At 45.9% G+C, this 17,684-nt stretch carries 11 protein-coding genes; 2 read left to right on the top strand and 9 right to left on the bottom strand.

Annotated features, from left to right (window positions below):
- Nucleotides 1–103 precede the first annotated feature (103 nt).
- The 7 genes from pheT to L4C44_RS01905 all read right to left on the bottom strand — a co-directional run bounded on the left by pheT (nt 104) and on the right by L4C44_RS01905 (nt 10,743).
- The gene (gene pheT, locus L4C44_RS01935) at nt 104–2,509 is read right to left on the bottom strand and encodes a phenylalanine--tRNA ligase subunit beta (protein WP_428804237.1); all 2,406 of its coding nucleotides are present in this window, start codon (nt 2,507–2,509) and stop codon (nt 104–106) included.
- 18 nt (nt 2,510–2,527) lie between these two features.
- A complete protein-coding gene (pheS, locus tag L4C44_RS01930) occupies nt 2,528–3,511 on the bottom strand; it encodes a phenylalanine--tRNA ligase subunit alpha (protein WP_004734764.1) in 984 nt (327 codons plus the stop codon).
- Between the two features lie 382 nt (nt 3,512–3,893).
- Entirely contained in the window at nt 3,894–5,045 is a 1,152-nt protein-coding gene (locus L4C44_RS01925; RefSeq protein WP_428804236.1) for a GGDEF domain-containing protein, read from the bottom strand.
- Between the two features lie 159 nt (nt 5,046–5,204).
- The gene (locus L4C44_RS01920) at nt 5,205–6,437 is read right to left on the bottom strand and encodes a hypothetical protein (RefSeq protein ID WP_428804235.1); all 1,233 of its coding nucleotides are present in this window, start codon (nt 6,435–6,437) and stop codon (nt 5,205–5,207) included.
- Nucleotides 6,438–6,446: 9 nt separating this feature from the next.
- The gene (locus L4C44_RS01915) at nt 6,447–7,268 is read right to left on the bottom strand and encodes an outer membrane lipoprotein-sorting protein (RefSeq protein ID WP_428804234.1); all 822 of its coding nucleotides are present in this window, start codon (nt 7,266–7,268) and stop codon (nt 6,447–6,449) included.
- 44 nt (nt 7,269–7,312) lie between these two features.
- Entirely contained in the window at nt 7,313–9,787 is a 2,475-nt protein-coding gene (locus tag L4C44_RS01910) for an efflux RND transporter permease subunit (protein ID WP_428804233.1), read from the bottom strand.
- 170 nt (nt 9,788–9,957) lie between these two features.
- Nucleotides 9,958–10,743 carry a TetR/AcrR family transcriptional regulator gene (locus L4C44_RS01905; protein WP_146491284.1) on the bottom strand — a complete coding sequence of 262 codons (786 nt, stop codon included), beginning with the start codon at nt 10,741–10,743 and terminating at the stop codon, nt 9,958–9,960.
- A gap of 529 nt (nt 10,744–11,272) precedes the next feature.
- Here L4C44_RS01905 and L4C44_RS01900 point away from each other — a divergent pair.
- Together L4C44_RS01900 and L4C44_RS01895 are read left to right on the top strand one after the other, a co-directional pair.
- On the top strand, nt 11,273–12,064 hold the full coding sequence (locus L4C44_RS01900) for a hypothetical protein (RefSeq protein ID WP_428804232.1): 792 nt from the start codon (nt 11,273–11,275) through the stop codon (nt 12,062–12,064).
- Nucleotides 11,985–12,761, top strand: coding sequence for a hypothetical protein (locus tag L4C44_RS01895; RefSeq protein WP_285954220.1), 777 nt, complete (start codon nt 11,985–11,987; stop codon nt 12,759–12,761). Before L4C44_RS01900 ends, L4C44_RS01895 begins: the two co-directional genes overlap by 80 nt.
- Before the next feature lie 153 nt (nt 12,762–12,914).
- On the opposite strand, the gene L4C44_RS01890 is transcribed toward L4C44_RS01895, so the two are convergent.
- A complete protein-coding gene (locus L4C44_RS01890; RefSeq protein WP_146491286.1) occupies nt 12,915–13,409 on the bottom strand; it encodes an outer membrane beta-barrel protein in 495 nt (164 codons plus the stop codon).
- 143 nt (nt 13,410–13,552) lie between these two features.
- Nucleotides 13,553–17,587 (bottom strand): ATP-dependent RNA helicase HrpA, encoded by a 4,035-nt coding sequence (gene hrpA, locus L4C44_RS01885; RefSeq protein WP_428804231.1) that lies wholly within the window; start codon nt 17,585–17,587, stop codon nt 13,553–13,555.
- Nucleotides 17,588–17,684: the final 97 nt, after the last annotated feature.

Here is a 17,684-nt window from a genome sequence, read left to right as displayed (position 1 = left end):
AGCCTTAATGATAAGAAACAAAAATTACTGATTAATAGTCTTTGTCTTCACAAAAAAGGCCTCGCAATTGCGAGGCCTTTGGTTTTCTATCTATCAGAAGAAATTAGTCGCGAAGTGCTGCGCCAAATTTCTCTGAGATTGAAGCTACGATAGCATCTACTGAACCAGCGATGTCTGCGTCTTCTAGTGTGCGCTCTACAGACTGAAGAGTCAGTGCGATAGCTAGGCTCTTCTTACCTTCTTCAACGCCTTGACCAACGTATACATCGAACAGTTTAGCGCCTGTTAGGAATTCGCCACCAGCAGCGATACACGCTTCTACGATGTCGCCAGAAGCTACTGCTTCGTCAACAACAACGGCGATATCACGACGGTTTGCAGGGAACTTAGATACTGCTACTGCTTCTGGAAGCACGCGAGTGTTGATAGCTGCCCATTCGATTTCGAATACGATAGTACGGCCGTTAAGACCAAACTTACGCTCTAGTTCTGGGTGAACAGTACCAATGATACCCACTTCTTTGCCGTCTACTACGATAGCCGCAGTTTGACCTGGGTGAAGTGCTGGGTGCTTAGCTGCTTTGAAGCTGTATGCGATTTCGTTTGCTGAAAGCTCAAGAACTGCTTCTAGGTCACCTTTAAGATCGAAGAAATCTACAGTGTTAGTTGCAATGTCCCAGTGCTCTTCGCCACGAGTACCAGAGATAACGCCCGCAAGCATCATTTCTTGGCGCATGCCGTTTTCAGCAGTTGCTTCAGGGATGAAACGTAGGCCTGATTCGAATAGACGAACGCGAGACTGTTGACGCTTCTGGTTGTGAACAACCGTGTTTAGAAGACCTTGGATTAGGCCAAGACGCATTGCTGACATGTCCGCAGAGATTGGGAATGGCAGGATTAGCGGCTCAACACCAGGTACAACAAGTTTTTGCTGTTCTGGTTCTACGAAGCTGTATGTGATTGCTTCGTGGTAGCCACGGTCTACAAGAAGGTCACGAACGCGCTTAAGCGGTTGGTCAGCTTCTTTGTGGTCATTCATTTTAAGTGCCGCTTTAGGCGCTTGGTTTGGAATGTTATCATAACCGTAGATACGACCTACTTCTTCAATTAGGTCTTGCTCGATTGCGATATCAAAACGCCAAGATGGAGACGTTGCCGTCCAACCAGCTTCTGTCGTTTCAACTTCACAACCTAGGCGAGTAAGAATTTCCACTACGTCTGTAGATGGGATTTCGTGACCTAGTAGGCTGTCTAGCTTAGCGCGACGTAGAGCAACTACGTTTGCTTTAGGAAGATCAGCTTCAGATTCGCTGCCGTTTACTGGCGCAACTTCACCACCGCAGATTTCAACTAGAAGCTGTGTTGCACGCTCCATTGCTGCTGCTTGAAGTGTTGAATCAACACCACGCTCGAAACGTAGAGAAGAATCTGTGTGAAGGCCGTAAGCACGCGCGCGACCACGGATGTGATCCGGTGCGAAGAATGCAGCTTCAAGAAGTACGTCTGTTGTTTCAGTAGTAACACCTGAATCTTGACCGCCAAAGATACCAGCGATTGCTAGTGCTTTGTTGTGGTCAGCGATAACAAGTGTGTTGCTGTTTAGTTCAGCTTCGTTGCCATCTAGAAGTGTTAGCTTTTCGCCCTGCTCTGCTAGACGAACCACGATACCGCCTTCGATCTTAGCTAGATCAAATGCGTGCATTGGTTGGCCTTGCTCTAGCATCACGTAGTTTGTGATGTCTACAACTGGGTCGATTGAACGGATACCACAACGGCGCAGTTTTTCTTGCATCCAGATTGGAGATTCCGCTTTCACGTTTACGTTCTTAACCACACGGCCAAGGTAACGTGGACAAGCATCAGTTGCTTTGATTTCAACAGATACTGTGTCTTCAATGCTTGTTGCAACAGCTTCAACTGTTGGCTCTGTAACGTCTGCGCGGTTTAGTACGCCAACTTCACGAGCAAGGCCACGGATGCTGAAGCAGTCTGCGCGGTTTGCTGTTAGGTCTACGTCGATAGTTACGTCGTTAAGCTCAAGAAGCTCACGTACGTCCATACCTAGCGTTGTGCCTTCTGGCAGCTCAAGGATACCGTCAGACTCTACGTCGATACCTAGCTCAGAGAAAGAACAAAGCATACCGTGCGATGGAACGCCACGTAGTTTTGCTTTCTTGATTTTGAAATCACCAGGAAGTACTGCACCAACTGTCGCTACTGCCACAGTTAGGCCAAGACGACAGTTAGATGCACCACAAACGATGTCTAACAGCTGTTTATTTCCATCAAGATCGGCTTCGCCGATATCAATTTTAGTTACTTGTAGTTTGTCTGCGTCTGGGTGCTGACCGCACTCAACCACTTTGCCTACTTTAACGCCGGTGAATTCACCAGCAACAGGTTCTACATCGTCAACTTCCAAACCAGCCATAGTGATTTGGTGAGCTAGCTCTTCGCTGTTAATTGCAGGTTTAACCCACTCGCGTAGCCAAGATTCACTGAATTTCATAGTTTTGACTGCCCCGGATTACTTGAATTGTTTAAGGAAACGAAGGTCGTTCTCGAAGAACGCACGAAGGTCATTTACGCCGTAACGAAGCATCGTTAGACGCTCTACACCCATACCGAATGCAAAACCAGAGTATTTCTCAGGGTCGATGCCAACAGAGCGAAGTACGTTAGGGTGAACCATGCCACAGCCTAAAACTTCTAGCCATTTGCCATCTTTACGTTTCACGTCAACTTCAGCTGAAGGCTCAGTGAACGGGAAGAATGAAGGACGGAAACGCACTTCAACTTCTTCTTCAAAGAAGTTACAAAGGAAATCGTTAAGAATGCCTTTAAGTTGTGCGAAGTTTACGTTCTCATCAACTAACATACCTTCCACTTGGTGGAACATTGGCGTGTGAGTTTGATCGTAGTCGTTACGGTAAACACGACCCGGAGCAATGAAGCGGAATGGCGGTTTGCCGTTTTCCATCGTACGGATTTGAACACCAGAAGTGTGCGTACGTAGCATTAGATCAGGGTTGAAGAAGAAAGTATCGTGATCAGTACGAGCTGGGTGATCGTCTGCGATGTTTAGTGCATCAAAGTTGTGGAATGCATCTTCGATCTCAGGGCCAGACTCAGTGCTAAAGCCAAGCTCACCAAAGAACTGTTCGATACGCTCAACTGTGCGAGTTACTGGGTGAAGACCACCGTTCTCAATGCGACGACCTGGTAGGCTCACATCGATAGTTTCTTCAGCTAGTTTCGCTTCAAGCTCTGCACGTTGTAGTGCGTCTTTGCGAGCTGCGATCGCTTGTTGAACAGCACCTTTCGCTTTGTTGATCTCTTGACCAGCAGTGCGACGCTCTTCAGGTGGAAGTTTACCTAGGCTTTGTAGTTGAAGAGTTAGTTCACCCTTCTTACCTAAATACTGAACTCGCACTTCATCAAGTGCGACTAACGAATCTGCTGTATCAATAGCAGTCGTTGCATTAGCAATGATCTCTTCTAGATGTTGCATCATTTCCTCATCTACCAGTCGGTAGTGTCCGTATCGGATGATTAGTTTTTTTAGATAGCTACACATAGTAATCAAACACGCAACCAATGCCAAATTGAATCGCTAAAAGAACAAGTTATTGCCTAAAAACACGGCAAATTTAACAGGATATTAATGAGGAGTAAGAGGAAGTGGCACAAATACGAGTGCCACTCCTTTGTTTGGAAGTGAATAGCGCTTAAAAACTAAAGTGAAAAGTACTCTCGATTTTAAGTTGCTTGGTTCGAGGTTTTAAGCGAGTAGAGCTCAAAAAATAAAGTGAACTGAGCGCTAAAACTGACAGAGCGATGGTTCTAGGTTTTAAGTGAGTAGAGCTCTCAACTCAAATAAACGCAAACCAGCTCTAAAGCTGAATCGAACAAACGCTGTTTTTGCCTGCGTTTTTCGCTAAATAGACGGACTCATCGGCGGCTTTAATCAACTCGTTCATTGAGCCGAATTCTTCGGTTATTTCAGCGACACCGACACTAATACTGCCAATCCAAGCTTGGTTGCCGGTTTCGACCTCTAATTCAGACACTTTCTGTCGAGCCGTTTCCGCGATGTGCATTCCACCTTTAAGATCGGTGTTAGGGCAAATAACCAAGAACTCATCGCCACCTAACCGGCAAACAATATCATCATTACGAAAGGTGTTTTTCAGTTCACGGGAGAGGGTTTGTAGCACCAAGTCGCCTGCATCATGTCCACTGGTGTCATTAATGCGCTTGAAATTGTCGGCATCAATCATAATGCACACTAAAGGCAAACCAAGCTCTTTGGAGTCTTGCCAATGTAGCGCTAACTGTTTAAAGGCATTACGGCGGTTAGGCAAATTAGTGAGTGAGTCTGTTAACGACAACTCTTCAAGTTTCTTACTCGCTCGTTTCAGTTCTGTAGTCCGTTCCTCGACTTTGTCTTCGAGTAACTGGTTGAAGCGTAACAACTGCTTGTTGCGTTCAGAGACTTGTTCAAACAGGCCATTAAGCGCCGCCAACAAAGGAACAGTCGAAGAATCTTGCTGTTTTTCTTCCGCTTCAAAGGCTTGTAGAGGTGTCGCGCCCTCTTCTATGGCGGTCATTTGTCGCGCCATGTTTTGGTCGATACCGAGGATGTGGTAAGCAAGCCAGTGGATCAAGAAATCAAGTAACTGCCGTGCTGACGACTGATCTTCTTCCAAGATGAAAGCTTGCATACTGTAGATATCTTGCATAAATACACGATGCACTTTGATGTGCTCTTCAATGTGTCGCTCATACACACCACAATCTCTCATCAAAGATTCTTCTTCTTTAAAGTGAAATTCGGCATAGCGCGTGAGATCGAGTAAAGCGATGTTAATATCGTCTATAGAGATAGTATTCTCTGACACAAGATTTCCGTAGTGGTTGATAAAACCAACAAGGTATTGATGTTGTTCATCGACAACACCAATGCCTGTTTCAAAGTTTTTATCCCAATTAAATAAATTCATAGATCCCTTAGGGCCGATACCACCAGCACGATTTACATGCATATTCGGAGGTTATAGATACTCGAAAAATATAACCATCTTACCTGTGGGACTATTCGATTATTTGCTCCTTTTTATAAAAAGACGACGTTAAACATTATAAATATAGCGCGTCTTAAATCTGAGACGCCCCTTTAACAAGAATGCCCCACCAAACCAACATTAGAAATAATATTCCAACGCCATCTCAACAAAGTCGTCCTTACGAGCAAAGAACAACAAGTCTTCTGGGGTTTCGTTCTCAAACAACCACGCGTTCAATCGCCACTTGAGGTTGTTGTTGATACGGCTTGATGCTTCCAGTTTTGCACTGTAGACATCGCTGTTGTCCAAGTCTTGCGTGATGCCTGTAAGTACCTCAGTTCCGTCTTCATCGTTCAAGGCGAAACGCGCCCCAAGGAACACGTCGTTTTGACCGATGGTTTGAGCATTATTGCCTCGGCTGTCATACAGATATTCAGCAATGAAGCCAATGTCCCAATACGATTCGAGTGCCCCCACCCAGGTGTATTCAAAGCCTGTTGCTACGCCTGTGTGGTTGTCGTAGCTGTCGCGATAAATGCTTTCTAGCTTCCATAACCAATCACCGATAATGCCTTGCACATCCAATCCGAAGTGCTGCATTTGCGCGTAATACGGCTTGAGTTCATTGCCCTCTACACGATAATAAGGGTCGCGATTTGTGCCGCCTAAATAGCTTAAACCGACATCCCAATCGCCGTACATTTGGCTATAACGCAGTGCTACATCGACGTGCTTTTCTTCTCTTGAAGATTCGTAAAGCGCATCGTCCGATACAGGTACAGTAGGCCTTAATCGACCGTCTTCACCTGCAAAGGTACGTTCACGAAAATACGGCAGTAACATGGCATCGATGGTTCCCCAGTCTTTAATCGAGGTGAAGTGCACCATCGGCTGACCTAACTTGGATTCACCATCGACCGATTCAATGGCATCAGTTTGGTTTACCACATCTACTAAATGCGCCGATTCGGTCACGCCCCAGAACACTTTGCCAACACCCGCTCGCAGTTCGTAGTCATCCCAATAATTGAGATACAGAGCTTCACGAACGTCGCCATGGGTTCTCTCATCATCTTCGCTGTCTAGGCGATAAAACGGGGTGAAGGTAAAGCTGCCGTTACCCTCCTCTTGCTCCCAGTAAAATTCTGGCTGCAACACCAGTGAGCTTTGTCCTTTGTCTTGCCCTTGCAAACCGTCACTAAAGAACTGCCTGTGTTCAAGGTTCACCTGCCCTGAAAGATCCGGAGTAAGCTTCTCTACTAGATCTGAGCTAACGCTGGCCGCCACACATGGCAGCGACACCTGCATAAGCCCGACTGTCGCCACCAAAGTTAAGGATAATTGGGTTCCTGTTGCCACAATCCTTTTCATATTTCTGCCCTATTTTGCACGTTTCAGTGTGTTCTTTTGGAAATCCTTGTCTTTAAGACCGGTCTGGAAGGCTAAATCTGTCGTGGTTAATACCGTACTTTTGCCTGTTTGATGGTTTTGCATCGACATGGTGTGAGCGCGCCAGTATTGGTTTAGGTATTGTTTGTAGTCTTGGAACGACAGGGTTTTCAGCAATGCACCTTTGCGATCGTAAAATTCCACTTGAACTGGGCGGTAATATTGTTGGTCTAGCCATACTTTCTGCATGGTGTAGCCGGAGTTTTTATCGGTCGGAACTTGCTCTAATACAAAGGTATCCACGCCTTCAATTTTGGCGTCTTCAATGTAGTTGAAGGTGTACTTTCCTAACTCGAACGAGCTCAAGTCTTCGTAAGCAAATTCACTGCCCATAAACGGGCCAGATTTGTTGCGTGAAGAAATGCGTTTTACACGCTTCAAGGCAGGCAAGTACAACCATTGGTCATCCGATTTAGTGATGTGCGAATGGTTTAAGAAAGCCGTGCCTTTTACGTCGCGTGGCTCATCAAAAATGGTCAGCCCTTTATCACCATCGTCATCTACTTCTAACGACTTCAATCGCATTAGGCGTGTGCTGCTTTCGCCCTGTTTATTGCGAAGTAGCATTTCCATGGTTGCGACAGAATCGCCCCACCCGACATCGACCGCTTTACGCTGCTCGGCAATTTCTAAGCCTTTCGCTGGGTCTGCTAATGCTGGGAAAGCCGCGAATGTGCCTATTGTTAACGTGCCGACGCTTAATGAGCTGACAGTAAGTAATGTAGTAACGAATGATTGTTTAACGCTTTTCATAAATTTCTCCTTGAGTCAGCCCACAGCAGCAGGCTGACGATTCCTTATTTAGTCGAAGTAGACAGTTCGCCAGCTGGGTTAGACGGGTTGGATTGCGCTTTAGCGGATGACTTTGGTTGGTACTGGGCTTTATCTGCATAGCGAGTCTGTTTGTCGAAGATCATCAGTAAGCTCGGTAGCAAGATGAAGTCGACCACCAGCGCAATGAAAATCACAATCGCGCTGAGTAAGCCCATGTCGGAATTGAGTCTGAAGCTCGACATCGCTAGTACAGAGAAACCAGCCACAAGTACGACCGTGGTGATCCACAATGCGCGGCCAACGGTGTGGAAAGCATATCGAACCGCTTCTTCCGCTGATTTCCCTTCTAATCGTGCGCGCTGGTATTTACTTAAGAAGTGCACCGCATCATCAACCACGATACCCAGTGTGAGCGTAACCACGACTGACAAACCAAGGTTGATTTCACCAGAGATAAGCGCCCACAAACCAAAGCCGATAATCGCCGGAGCAATGTTTGGCACTAGGCTGATCACCCCTAAGCGAACCGAGCGCAATGCAAAGATCATCAAGCCAGAGATAAGCACTAAGGTGATAGGCAGAGTCGATAACATACTCGCCATGTTGGTTTCGCCAATGTGAGCAAACATCAATGACGGACTGGATGCGACCACTTCATATTGCGGCGCATTAGCGGCAAACCATGAGTAGATGCGCTCTTCGAGTTCAACCAATTCCACACTGCCTAGGTTGTCGACCGTCAGCACCATTTTGATCGATGATTTATCGACGTTGATCTGGTTGTTTAAGTCCAAGCCATAAGGCAGAGACATCTCGTAAAGCAGCAGGTATTGCGCGGCAAGTTCACGGTTAAGTGGCAGTTGGTAGTAGCTATCGTCGTCACCATGCATGTTCTTATTCAAACGCATGTAAACATCGGAAAGTGTGGCGACATGGTCGGTTTCTGGTTGAACGCGTAGCCACTCAGTAAAGTCACCAATCGCTTGCAAAAACACAGGATCGGCAATCGCTTGAGATTCGTTAGTCTTAACAGCAATACTGATGGTGGTCATGCCGCTTACGGTCTCTTCCATGAAATCAGCCGCTTGTCTGAACTCACTTGAGGTATCGAAATACTTCACCGATTCGTCATTCACTTTATTCAATGGAATTAACGCGGCAGCGCCAACAATCACTAAGGTAGAAATCGGCAGCAGAGCTTTACGGTTCGCAACCACAAAATCACCCAGCTTATCCATGAAAGTCACTTTGCTTTCTGCGGCTTCATTGGCTGGTAGAGTCTTTACTGGCAAGAGCTTTAACAGCGCAGGAAGCATAGTCACTGATAGGAAACACGCGATGATCACGCCCAATGCCGACAAGTTACCGAAGTCTCGTAATACTGGAGAGTCCGACATATTCATCATCAAGAAGCCAATCGCGGTGGTGACAGAAGTAATTAAGATCGGCATCGCATTAAGCTTGATGCTGTATTGAATGGCTTGTGCTTTCTCCATCCCACGCTGCATGGCTTGTCTCATGGTCACGATTACGTGAACACAATCAGCAACCGCAAGGGTTAGCACTAAGGTCGGAACGTTGACCGTTGCGGTGCTGAGGAACATCCCTGCCCAGCCAGACAACCCCATGGTGGCAACAATCGAAGAGATAATCACAACTAAGGTCGCCACCACACTAAAGAACGAGCGCAGCATAAAGGTTAGGAACACCAACACCACCAACAGCATTAACGGCACTAGTGTTGAGCTGTCTTCTTGAGCCGACATCATAAATGCGTTGTTCATGGCGATGATGCCCGCTTTATGGAATTCGACATTCGGGTAATCGGCTTGGTACTTGGCGATCATAGTATTGATAGCCGCGATTACTTCTTGCACTTCCGCAGTTTTATCCACTTCAGGCAATTGCACGGTGACGTTCACAATCGTCACATCGCCAGAGGCTGAGACTAATGCGTTTTTAAGCAGAGGTTCATTGAGGGCGATCTGTTTAACTTTGGCGATTCGCTCTGGTGTGTGCTCATATTCTTCATACAGCAGGTCTTCTACCAAGAGGTCATCTTCAACGGCTTCGGTATGCTGATAATTGGCAAGGGAATCTACACGGCTTGAGTACGGGATCTGCCACGCATCGACCGTGAGGTTTTGAATTAGGGTGAGAGTTTCTGGGGTGAAGACATTGCCACCTTCAGGAGCGACAACAATCGCAAGGTTGTCGGTTTTTGCAAAGGTGGTTTGGATTTCATCGAACGCCATCAACTGTTTGTTGGTGCCTTCGAAGAAGATGTTGTAGTCTCCTCTAAAGTAGAGGTTCTTTGCCCCAAAAGCAGAGAGCATGATGATTGAAAAAACCACCAGCAGAACGATAAACGAACGCTTGGTCGGTATTGAGTGCCAACTGTTATTTAGATCAGCGTTTGCGTTATCGACATTACGGTTATCTCGATTTTGCTGATCGAAAGCGGGCTTCTGGCTGTCATGTTTCATCACAGTCTCCATTTGTGACGATTCGTCATATTTGTGTCATAAAAAGCCAGCCGAAGCTGACAAAAGACACAATTCTTAGTCAAACACTCAAGAAACCAAAACTACAGTCGGTTAACCTCAAGTTTGTGACGAATCGTCAAAAATGGTTATTAATAAACCCACATGAGTGGGCTTAATAGAAGCTATCGACCTACTGATTCTAAGTAAGCGATCTCTTCGCTGAACAGTTCTTGTTCTACACGGCGCCAGGTTTTGCGGTAATCCCAATCACTCGAAAGGGGCTGCCAGTTGAGGCCGTCTAAAATCATGTTCGCGTTATGTAATACTGAATACGGGTCTTGTAACCGCTTGATACAATGACTGTTTGAAGCATTCTGAGACAAAGCATTTGAACCAAATGCGATTGACCAGTTAGCGAATACGATGGCATCTGAACCCACGCCAGAAGAGAACTTTAGGTCACCGGCTTCTACTGCTTGATTGACGAGCAGATCCGCTTGTTCGATAACGATCTCTTCTAATTGATTCATCTCGGCCACGCGTGCACTGGAGGCTTTCTCTAGTACCCATGGGCTTTTCGCCATAATCGCGCAAGTTGATAATACCGGTTCCATACGAGCATAAACTCGGTACGCAACGTGCAATGCGACAATCTTTTCGCGTGAGTTGCCTTCAAACTCTCCAGAACGAGCAAACATCAATGCCTCGGTCTTTAAAGAGTGAATACACAAGGCTAAAACGACGTCTTCTTTGCTGCAAAAGTGATTATATATCGTACCTTTAGAATAAGAGCTTGCCGCCGTTAGCCTATCCATCGTCAGGTTTCCGAACCCTTGTTCTCGAACCAGATCTTTTGCTAACAACATCAATTCTACTTCTCGGTCTGCGATAGACTGCTGCTTTTTAGACAACACGCCTTTGCAACCAAAGATACCTTGTTTATCGCCTTTACAACCAAAGCCAAACATAATTTCTCAGTCCGTATATGAGCTTAGCTATTATCTAAGCTTCGCCAGTATTTAAAACGCTCCTGTCCAATATATTAACACGAATAGTAAATTCATGTAGTTAACCATTTTATGACGCTTCGTCATTTCTGACTTATCGTCATAATAGCGCAAATATTGATCATATCAAGGTGTTTTATAAATTAAATACAGTTAATGAATAGATAGGTGGATTGGGAGTCGATAAGACAATCATCAATAGTCGACCTTAAGAGAAGACCCGTATTTTGACCTACAGAATGCAAAAGTGAATTGATCATTCTTAACCTAACAAAGAATATCGTCACTTTAGGCTGCTATGCGCATTCATGCCCAATGATTCCTAGCGTCAACCACAAGAATGAATGACTGTAGGCTCACTTTTTAGGGCAGACCTCTCCTTATGGTCAATATTTGGCTTACTAATGCCGTTTTCTGTTAAGTTGCTATAAATTCGGTAAGGGGTGACTTACAATAGTGACAACGACTTACCTTTTTTGAGAACACAATATTGAGCGCCAAATATTCTTATTTAGCTTGGCAAGTGAATACTTCTAGCCCAGCAGAAAAGCTTGTTTTATTGATGCTTGCAGATGGTGCTGACGAATTCGGCTACACCAATGTATGCCTACAAACAGCAGGTCAACTTTGTGCTCTCTCTACGTTTGGTTTAGCCGACTGTCTTAAGTGTTTAGTCGACCAAGGTTTTCTCGATAAGGTAAAAGTAGATTATCGAGATCAAAAAGAGATTCACGTTTTCAAAATGCTCATTGAGCAAGAGCAAGCTGCGGCTCACGTTGAGGTTCAACCGACCAATAGTATTCCGGTCTACTCTACTGCACCTGCACCTGCACCTGCACCTGCACCTGCACCTGCACCTAAGTTTCAGCCAGCTCCGGCGCCAATGCAAAGCATGCAGCATGCCCCTCGCCCACAAGGCCGAGGCTCAATGAACAGCAACACCGTCTCTACTCATGATCTCAACGAAGAAGAGATACCATCATGGGCAGAACGCGCGTTTAAATTCTCCGGCCTTGCCGGTGACCATAGTTTAGTATGGAAGAAATTTGTCCTCTGGTATAAAGCCAAAGCCAATGAACTAATGCCACTATCTCGCATCGAATCTAAGTTGCAGTATTGGTTAGTTAACGAGAAGCAAAATGAAAGACAACAACAGCAGAAGACCTCTCAATATTCAGGAAATGCAGGACAAGCTCAAGGAAATGGGTATCGACAAAAGCTTAGCCCATCTGAACGCTTCAGGCAGCAGCTCATTCAAAAAGGCAAAAAGCCAACCTTCTGAGCCAGCTCCGGACGTTCAACCTAAAGCTCCACTAGTACCTGAAGTGATTGAAGCACAAAGTACCGATGTGAAAGTAGCGGCGGCACAAGCTGCAGGTTCAGGTGCGTCTCAACAAGTGCCTGTTGTTGATCAAGATCCTGCAGAATTAGAGCTCACAGATTGGTGTGTCCATGTGTTTGGTTCTTTCTTGAGCGTGTACGAAACTCAGTGGGAATACCAATACGGTAGTGAGCCAAGTGGTAAATTCATTGAGTTTGCCAACTCTGTTGATTCAGACGGCCTTAACCGCGTGCTAATGCACTGTCATGAGCGTATTCAACTTGGCAACAGCTGGCCGCCGCAAATGGGTGAACTTTGGATCCTTAAAGATTCACTGACTGAAGAAGAACTGCTGGATAGCCGTATTCGTGTGTTATCGCGTACTGCCGCTAACAAGATTGAAAAGTGGCTTATCCAAAACAAGCTGTATGATTTAAAGCGTACGGCTGAAAACAAGCTTGATGGTCTGTTTAAAAAGTACTACTTGGAAGCAAAGCGTTTAGATGAGAAAGGCATGCTTGAAACAGAATTGCCGCAATTCCTTCTTGCTGCTAACTCAGTGAAAAACCTTAACGACTTGAAGCGCGAAGAGTACGAAAGCCAACACGGCAAAGCGATTAACCCAAGAATCCAGCGTATTCTGAACAGTAAAAAGTAACCCTCCGCTAGCTATCTGTTATAAGAAAACAGAGTGGCGATTACACGGTTAACAGATACAAAAATGCCAGCTATCAAGCTGGCATTTTTTATGAATCCTTACGAACTCTTTAACGACTATCCGACCGATATTTACGATCGTTTCACTGATTAATTACAGTAGGTGGATAGTTGCGTTTAGCGTGAATACGCCAGAGTCGTCATCTTTCATTTTGAAGTTTTGGTAGCTAGCGCCTACAGATAGTGGGCCAAAGATGAAGTATTCAGCGCCGACACCGTACATTACATCTTCTCCTGATTGCTTGAAGCCGTCAGATTTAAGATCGTAAGAGTGAACACCAGCCTTCGCATATACGTGAAGAGGACCGAAGTCGATGCTTGGTTTGATCGCTAGGTAAGCAGTGCTTGCATCTAGGTTTGTAAGGTCACGGTTGCCGTACTTAACGCTGTCGAAAGAACCTAGGTCCCAGTAACCCGCTTCAATACCAATTAGTGGCAGGATGCCTGTACCCACGTGGATACCCATCGCTGTTTCTTCTTCATTGCCTAATGAGTTTTGACCACCCATTACGCCACCGTACAACCAAGAATCAGCCATTGCTGTTGAAGATGCACCTAGCAGTGCTAGTGCCAATAACGTTTTTTTCATATTCGACCTTTTTCGTCCTAGTGGCAGGCCTTGAGTGGTAATAAATTGCCACCAAGTCGCCCTGTATGTAATAACTATTCAATTAGTAATGCAATAAGCAAGATTTATACCTAAACCTTGCTATTGCGTCTAGCTTTATTCCTTTAGCAAGCATCAATCGCGTTTTTAACACGCTTATCTGATACTGGGTAAGGCGTTCCGAGCTGCTGTGCGAAGAAGCTTACACGAAGCTCTTCTATCATCCAACGCACCTCTTTTACATTTTCTGGAACCGCGATCCCTTTTGGAATTTTATTCAGCAGTTCTTTGTAATCATTCATTACTGACTCAACTTTGATCATATGAAGACGATCTTTGTTCGGGTCAATTGGCAGTTTTTCCATGCGGCGTTCAATCGCTCTCATATAGCGTAGAATATCCGGCAGGCGTTTCCACCCACATTCTGTGGCAAAACCCTTAAAAATCAAGCCTTCTACCTGAGCTTTTATATCCGAAAGTGCGAATGCCATAGAAAGATCAACACGGCCTTTTAGCTTCTTACTGATGCTGAATGCCGTGGTTAAGATGGTTTCAACTTGTTGAGCAATCTCAACTACCGTATCACCCAACTCTGCACGTACGTGCTCTTTCAGTGCTTCAAACTGCTCTGGTTCCCAAACCAAACCGCCCTTCTCTTCAATCAGCTTATCAATACCACAAGCGATACAGTCATCGATTAAATCAAGTACCTGTCCGTATGGGTTGAAGTACAAACCAAGTTTCGATTTGTTCGGCAAGTTCGAGTGCAAGTATTTAATCGGTGATGGTACATTCAACAAGATTAAACGACGCTGACCCGATTTCATTGCAGAGATCTGTTCTTGTTCAGTTTCGAACAGTTTGATCTCTACGCTGTCTTTGGTATCCACCAGCGCAGGGAAAGCTTTAACATCGTAGCCGCCACGCTTCTGTTGGTAGACTTTTGGTAGCTCACCAAAGCTCCACGTGTGCAGGTTCTGCTGTTCGATATCATCGTCTGCCACTTTAGAAAGCGTTTCTTGAACTTTGTCTTTCAGGCTCTCTTTCAGCTCATGCAGATCTTTCTGTTCTTTCAGCTTACGCTTGCGATGATCTACAGCGCGGAATGTTACCTTTAAGTGCTCTGGAATCTGGTCTAACTTCCAGTCATCACGTACCACTTCCACGCCTGTCATACGACGTAGCTCTTTCTCAAGAGAATCCAATAGCGGAGCTTCAAGTGGCGTAACACGTGCCAAGAATGCATCGGCGTAGTTTGGTGCAGGCACAAAGTTACGGCGTAGCGTTTTTGGAAGTGACTTAATCAGGCTAATCACCAACTCTTGGCGTAAACCTGGGATCTGCCAATCGAATCCGTTTTGGTCGATCTGGTTCAAGATAGGTAGCGGAATATGGACCGTTACACCATCGTTGTCATCGCCCGGCTCAAATTGGTAACTCAGCTTGAGCTTGATACCGTTTTGGTGCCAGAAGTTCGGGTAATCCAAATCGGTAACGTGGCTTGCATCACCTCTGAACAGCATCGACTTTTCGAAGTTCAGCAGATCGGGGGTTTTCTGACTGGTCTTCTTCCACCATGTATCGAAGTGACGGCCTGAAACAGCCTCTTCGCCAACACGCTGGTCATAGAAATCGAATAGTTCATCATCATCGATCAAGATGTCACGGCGACGCGATTTATGCTCAAGCTCTTCAACTTCTTGTAGTAGCTTGCGGTTCTGCTTGAAGAAGGTGTGTTTGGTTTCCCACTCACCTTCTACTAATGCACTACGCACGAACAACTCGCGGCTGACGGTTGCATCAATCGCACCGTAGTTCACAAGGCGCTTAGGAACAATTGGGATTCCGTAAAGCATCACTTTTTCGTGTGCCATTACCGCCGCTTGTTTCTTCGACCAATGTGGTTCGCTGTAACTGCGTTTAATCAGGTGTTTCGCCAGTGGCTCAATCCATTCAGGTTGAATCTTCGCAATCACACGACCCCAAAGTTTCGAGGTTTCCACCAGCTCAGCAGACATGATCCACTTAGGTTGTTTCTTAAATAGGCCAGACGCTGGGAAGATATGGAAGCGCGCATTACGTGCACCTTGATATTCATTCTTCTCTTGGTCTTTCATGCCGATGTGCGAAAGCAGACCTGATAGTAGTGAGATGTGAATACCATCGTAACTACCCGGCTCTGTATTCAACTTAGTATCCAGTTCACGCATTGCTTGATGAATTTGGAAGTACACATCTTGCCATTCACGGATACGTAAATAGTTCAGGTAATCTTGCTTACACTGTTTGCGGAACTGGTTGCTCGACAGCGCTTTTTGCTGCTGCTTGATGTAATCCCACAGGTTCACAAACGTGATGAAGTCAGACTCTTTATCGAAGAAGCGCTTGTGCTTGTCATCAGACGATTGTTGTTTGTCTGATGGGCGCTCACGCGGATCTTGAATCGACAACGCAGACGCAATCACCATCACTTCGTGTAGACATCGGTTACGTGGCGCTTCAATTACCATACGTGCTAAACGCGGATCGATAGGCAGTTTCGCCAACTTACGACCAATCGCGGTTAGCTTCTTCTTGTCATCGCCGTGGTTCTTGTTTTTATTCGCAGACGGTTCGACTGTCGCGATTGCACCAAGCTCTTCAAGCAGCCTTACACCATCTTGAATGTTGCGCTTATCGGGCGCTTCAACAAATGGGAACGCTTGAATGTCGCCTAAGCCAAGCGCTGTCATCTGAAGAATTACAGAGGCTAAGTTAGTGCGAAGAATCTCCGGGTCAGTAAACTCTGGGCGCGATTCGAAATCTTCCTCTGAGTACAAACGAATACAGATACCTTCAGCAACACGGCCACAACGACCTTTACGTTGGTTGGCACTCGCTTGAGAGACAGGCTCAATCGGTAGGCGTTGTACCTTAGTGCGGTAGCTATAGCGGCTAATACGCGCCGTACCCGGGTCGATAACATACTTGATGCCAGGAACCGTTAACGAGGTTTCTGCCACGTTAGTTGCCAGCACGATGCGTCGACCAGTATGAGACTGGAAGATACGGTTCTGCTCACCTGCCGATAGACGTGCGTAAAGCGGAACAATTTCAGTATCACGAAGGTTACGTTTGCTCAATGCATCTGCGGTATCACGAATCTCTCGCTCACCGTTCATGAAGATCAAGATATCACCAAGGCCTTCATCACACAGCTCATCAACGGCTTCAAAGATACCTTCGATTTGGTCGCGGTCTGAATCACTGTCATCACCACCTAATGGGCGGTAACGCGTATCTACTGGGTAAGTACGGCCAGAGACTTCGATAATTGGTGCATTATTGAAGTGCTTAGAGAAACGCTCTGGATCGATGGTTGCCGACGTGATGATCACTTTCAAATCAGGACGCTTTGGCAGCAACTCTTTCAGGTAACCCATGATGAAATCGATGTTCAGGCTACGTTCGTGCGCTTCATCGATGATGATGGTGTCGTACTGGCTTAAGAAACGATCGTGTTGAATTTCCGCCAGTAGAATACCGTCGGTCATCAATTTGATTTGGGTGTTGTCAGATATTTGATCGTTGAATCGAACCTTATAACCAACGAACTCACCCAGCTGCGTTTCCATCTCTTCAGCAATACGATTCGCAACCGAACGTGCAGCAAGACGACGAGGCTGAGTATGGCCAATTAGGCCAAAGCGGCCGCGGCCAAGCTCAGAACAGATTTTTGGTAGCTGAGTGGTTTTACCCGAACCCGTTTCACCCGCCACGATAACCACTTGGTTTTCAGCGATGGCTTTCGCGATGTCTTCGCGTTTTTGGCTAACAGGGAGAATTTCTGGATATTCAATCGTTGGTTTCTGTGCAGCACGCTGAGTTGCCGTCATCATCGACTTAGCAATGTCTAACGCAATCTCATCAAAGACAGCGTGCTTAGCTTGTTCGTTCTTAATTTTGCTCGCACCAGCAATTCGCTTACTTAGACGGAAGCGGTCGCGCATCATGCACTCATTTAAGGCCTTACGAAGAGAGGCTGGGCTATTTTGAGATGCGCTAGCTTTAGGTGCTTGTTGTTTGTTGTTTTGCTTAGCTTGATCAGCAGCAGAATCCGATGTCGCGTTGGTATTCGTTACATGGTTATTTTTATCTGCTTTTTCCGGAGACGAAGTCACAGCGTGTCCTATTCTTTCTCTTATATAAACTCGCGCGATTGTACCACAAGTGAGCCAGACTATAGAATGGGAAGCCACCCTAGCCTTTTGTTTTAAT

Source organism: Vibrio satsumensis, assembly GCF_050337435.1.
In the GTDB taxonomy this organism is placed as follows: domain Bacteria; phylum Pseudomonadota; class Gammaproteobacteria; order Enterobacterales; family Vibrionaceae; genus Vibrio; species Vibrio satsumensis.
This window is presented reverse-complemented; position numbering and strand designations above follow the sequence as displayed.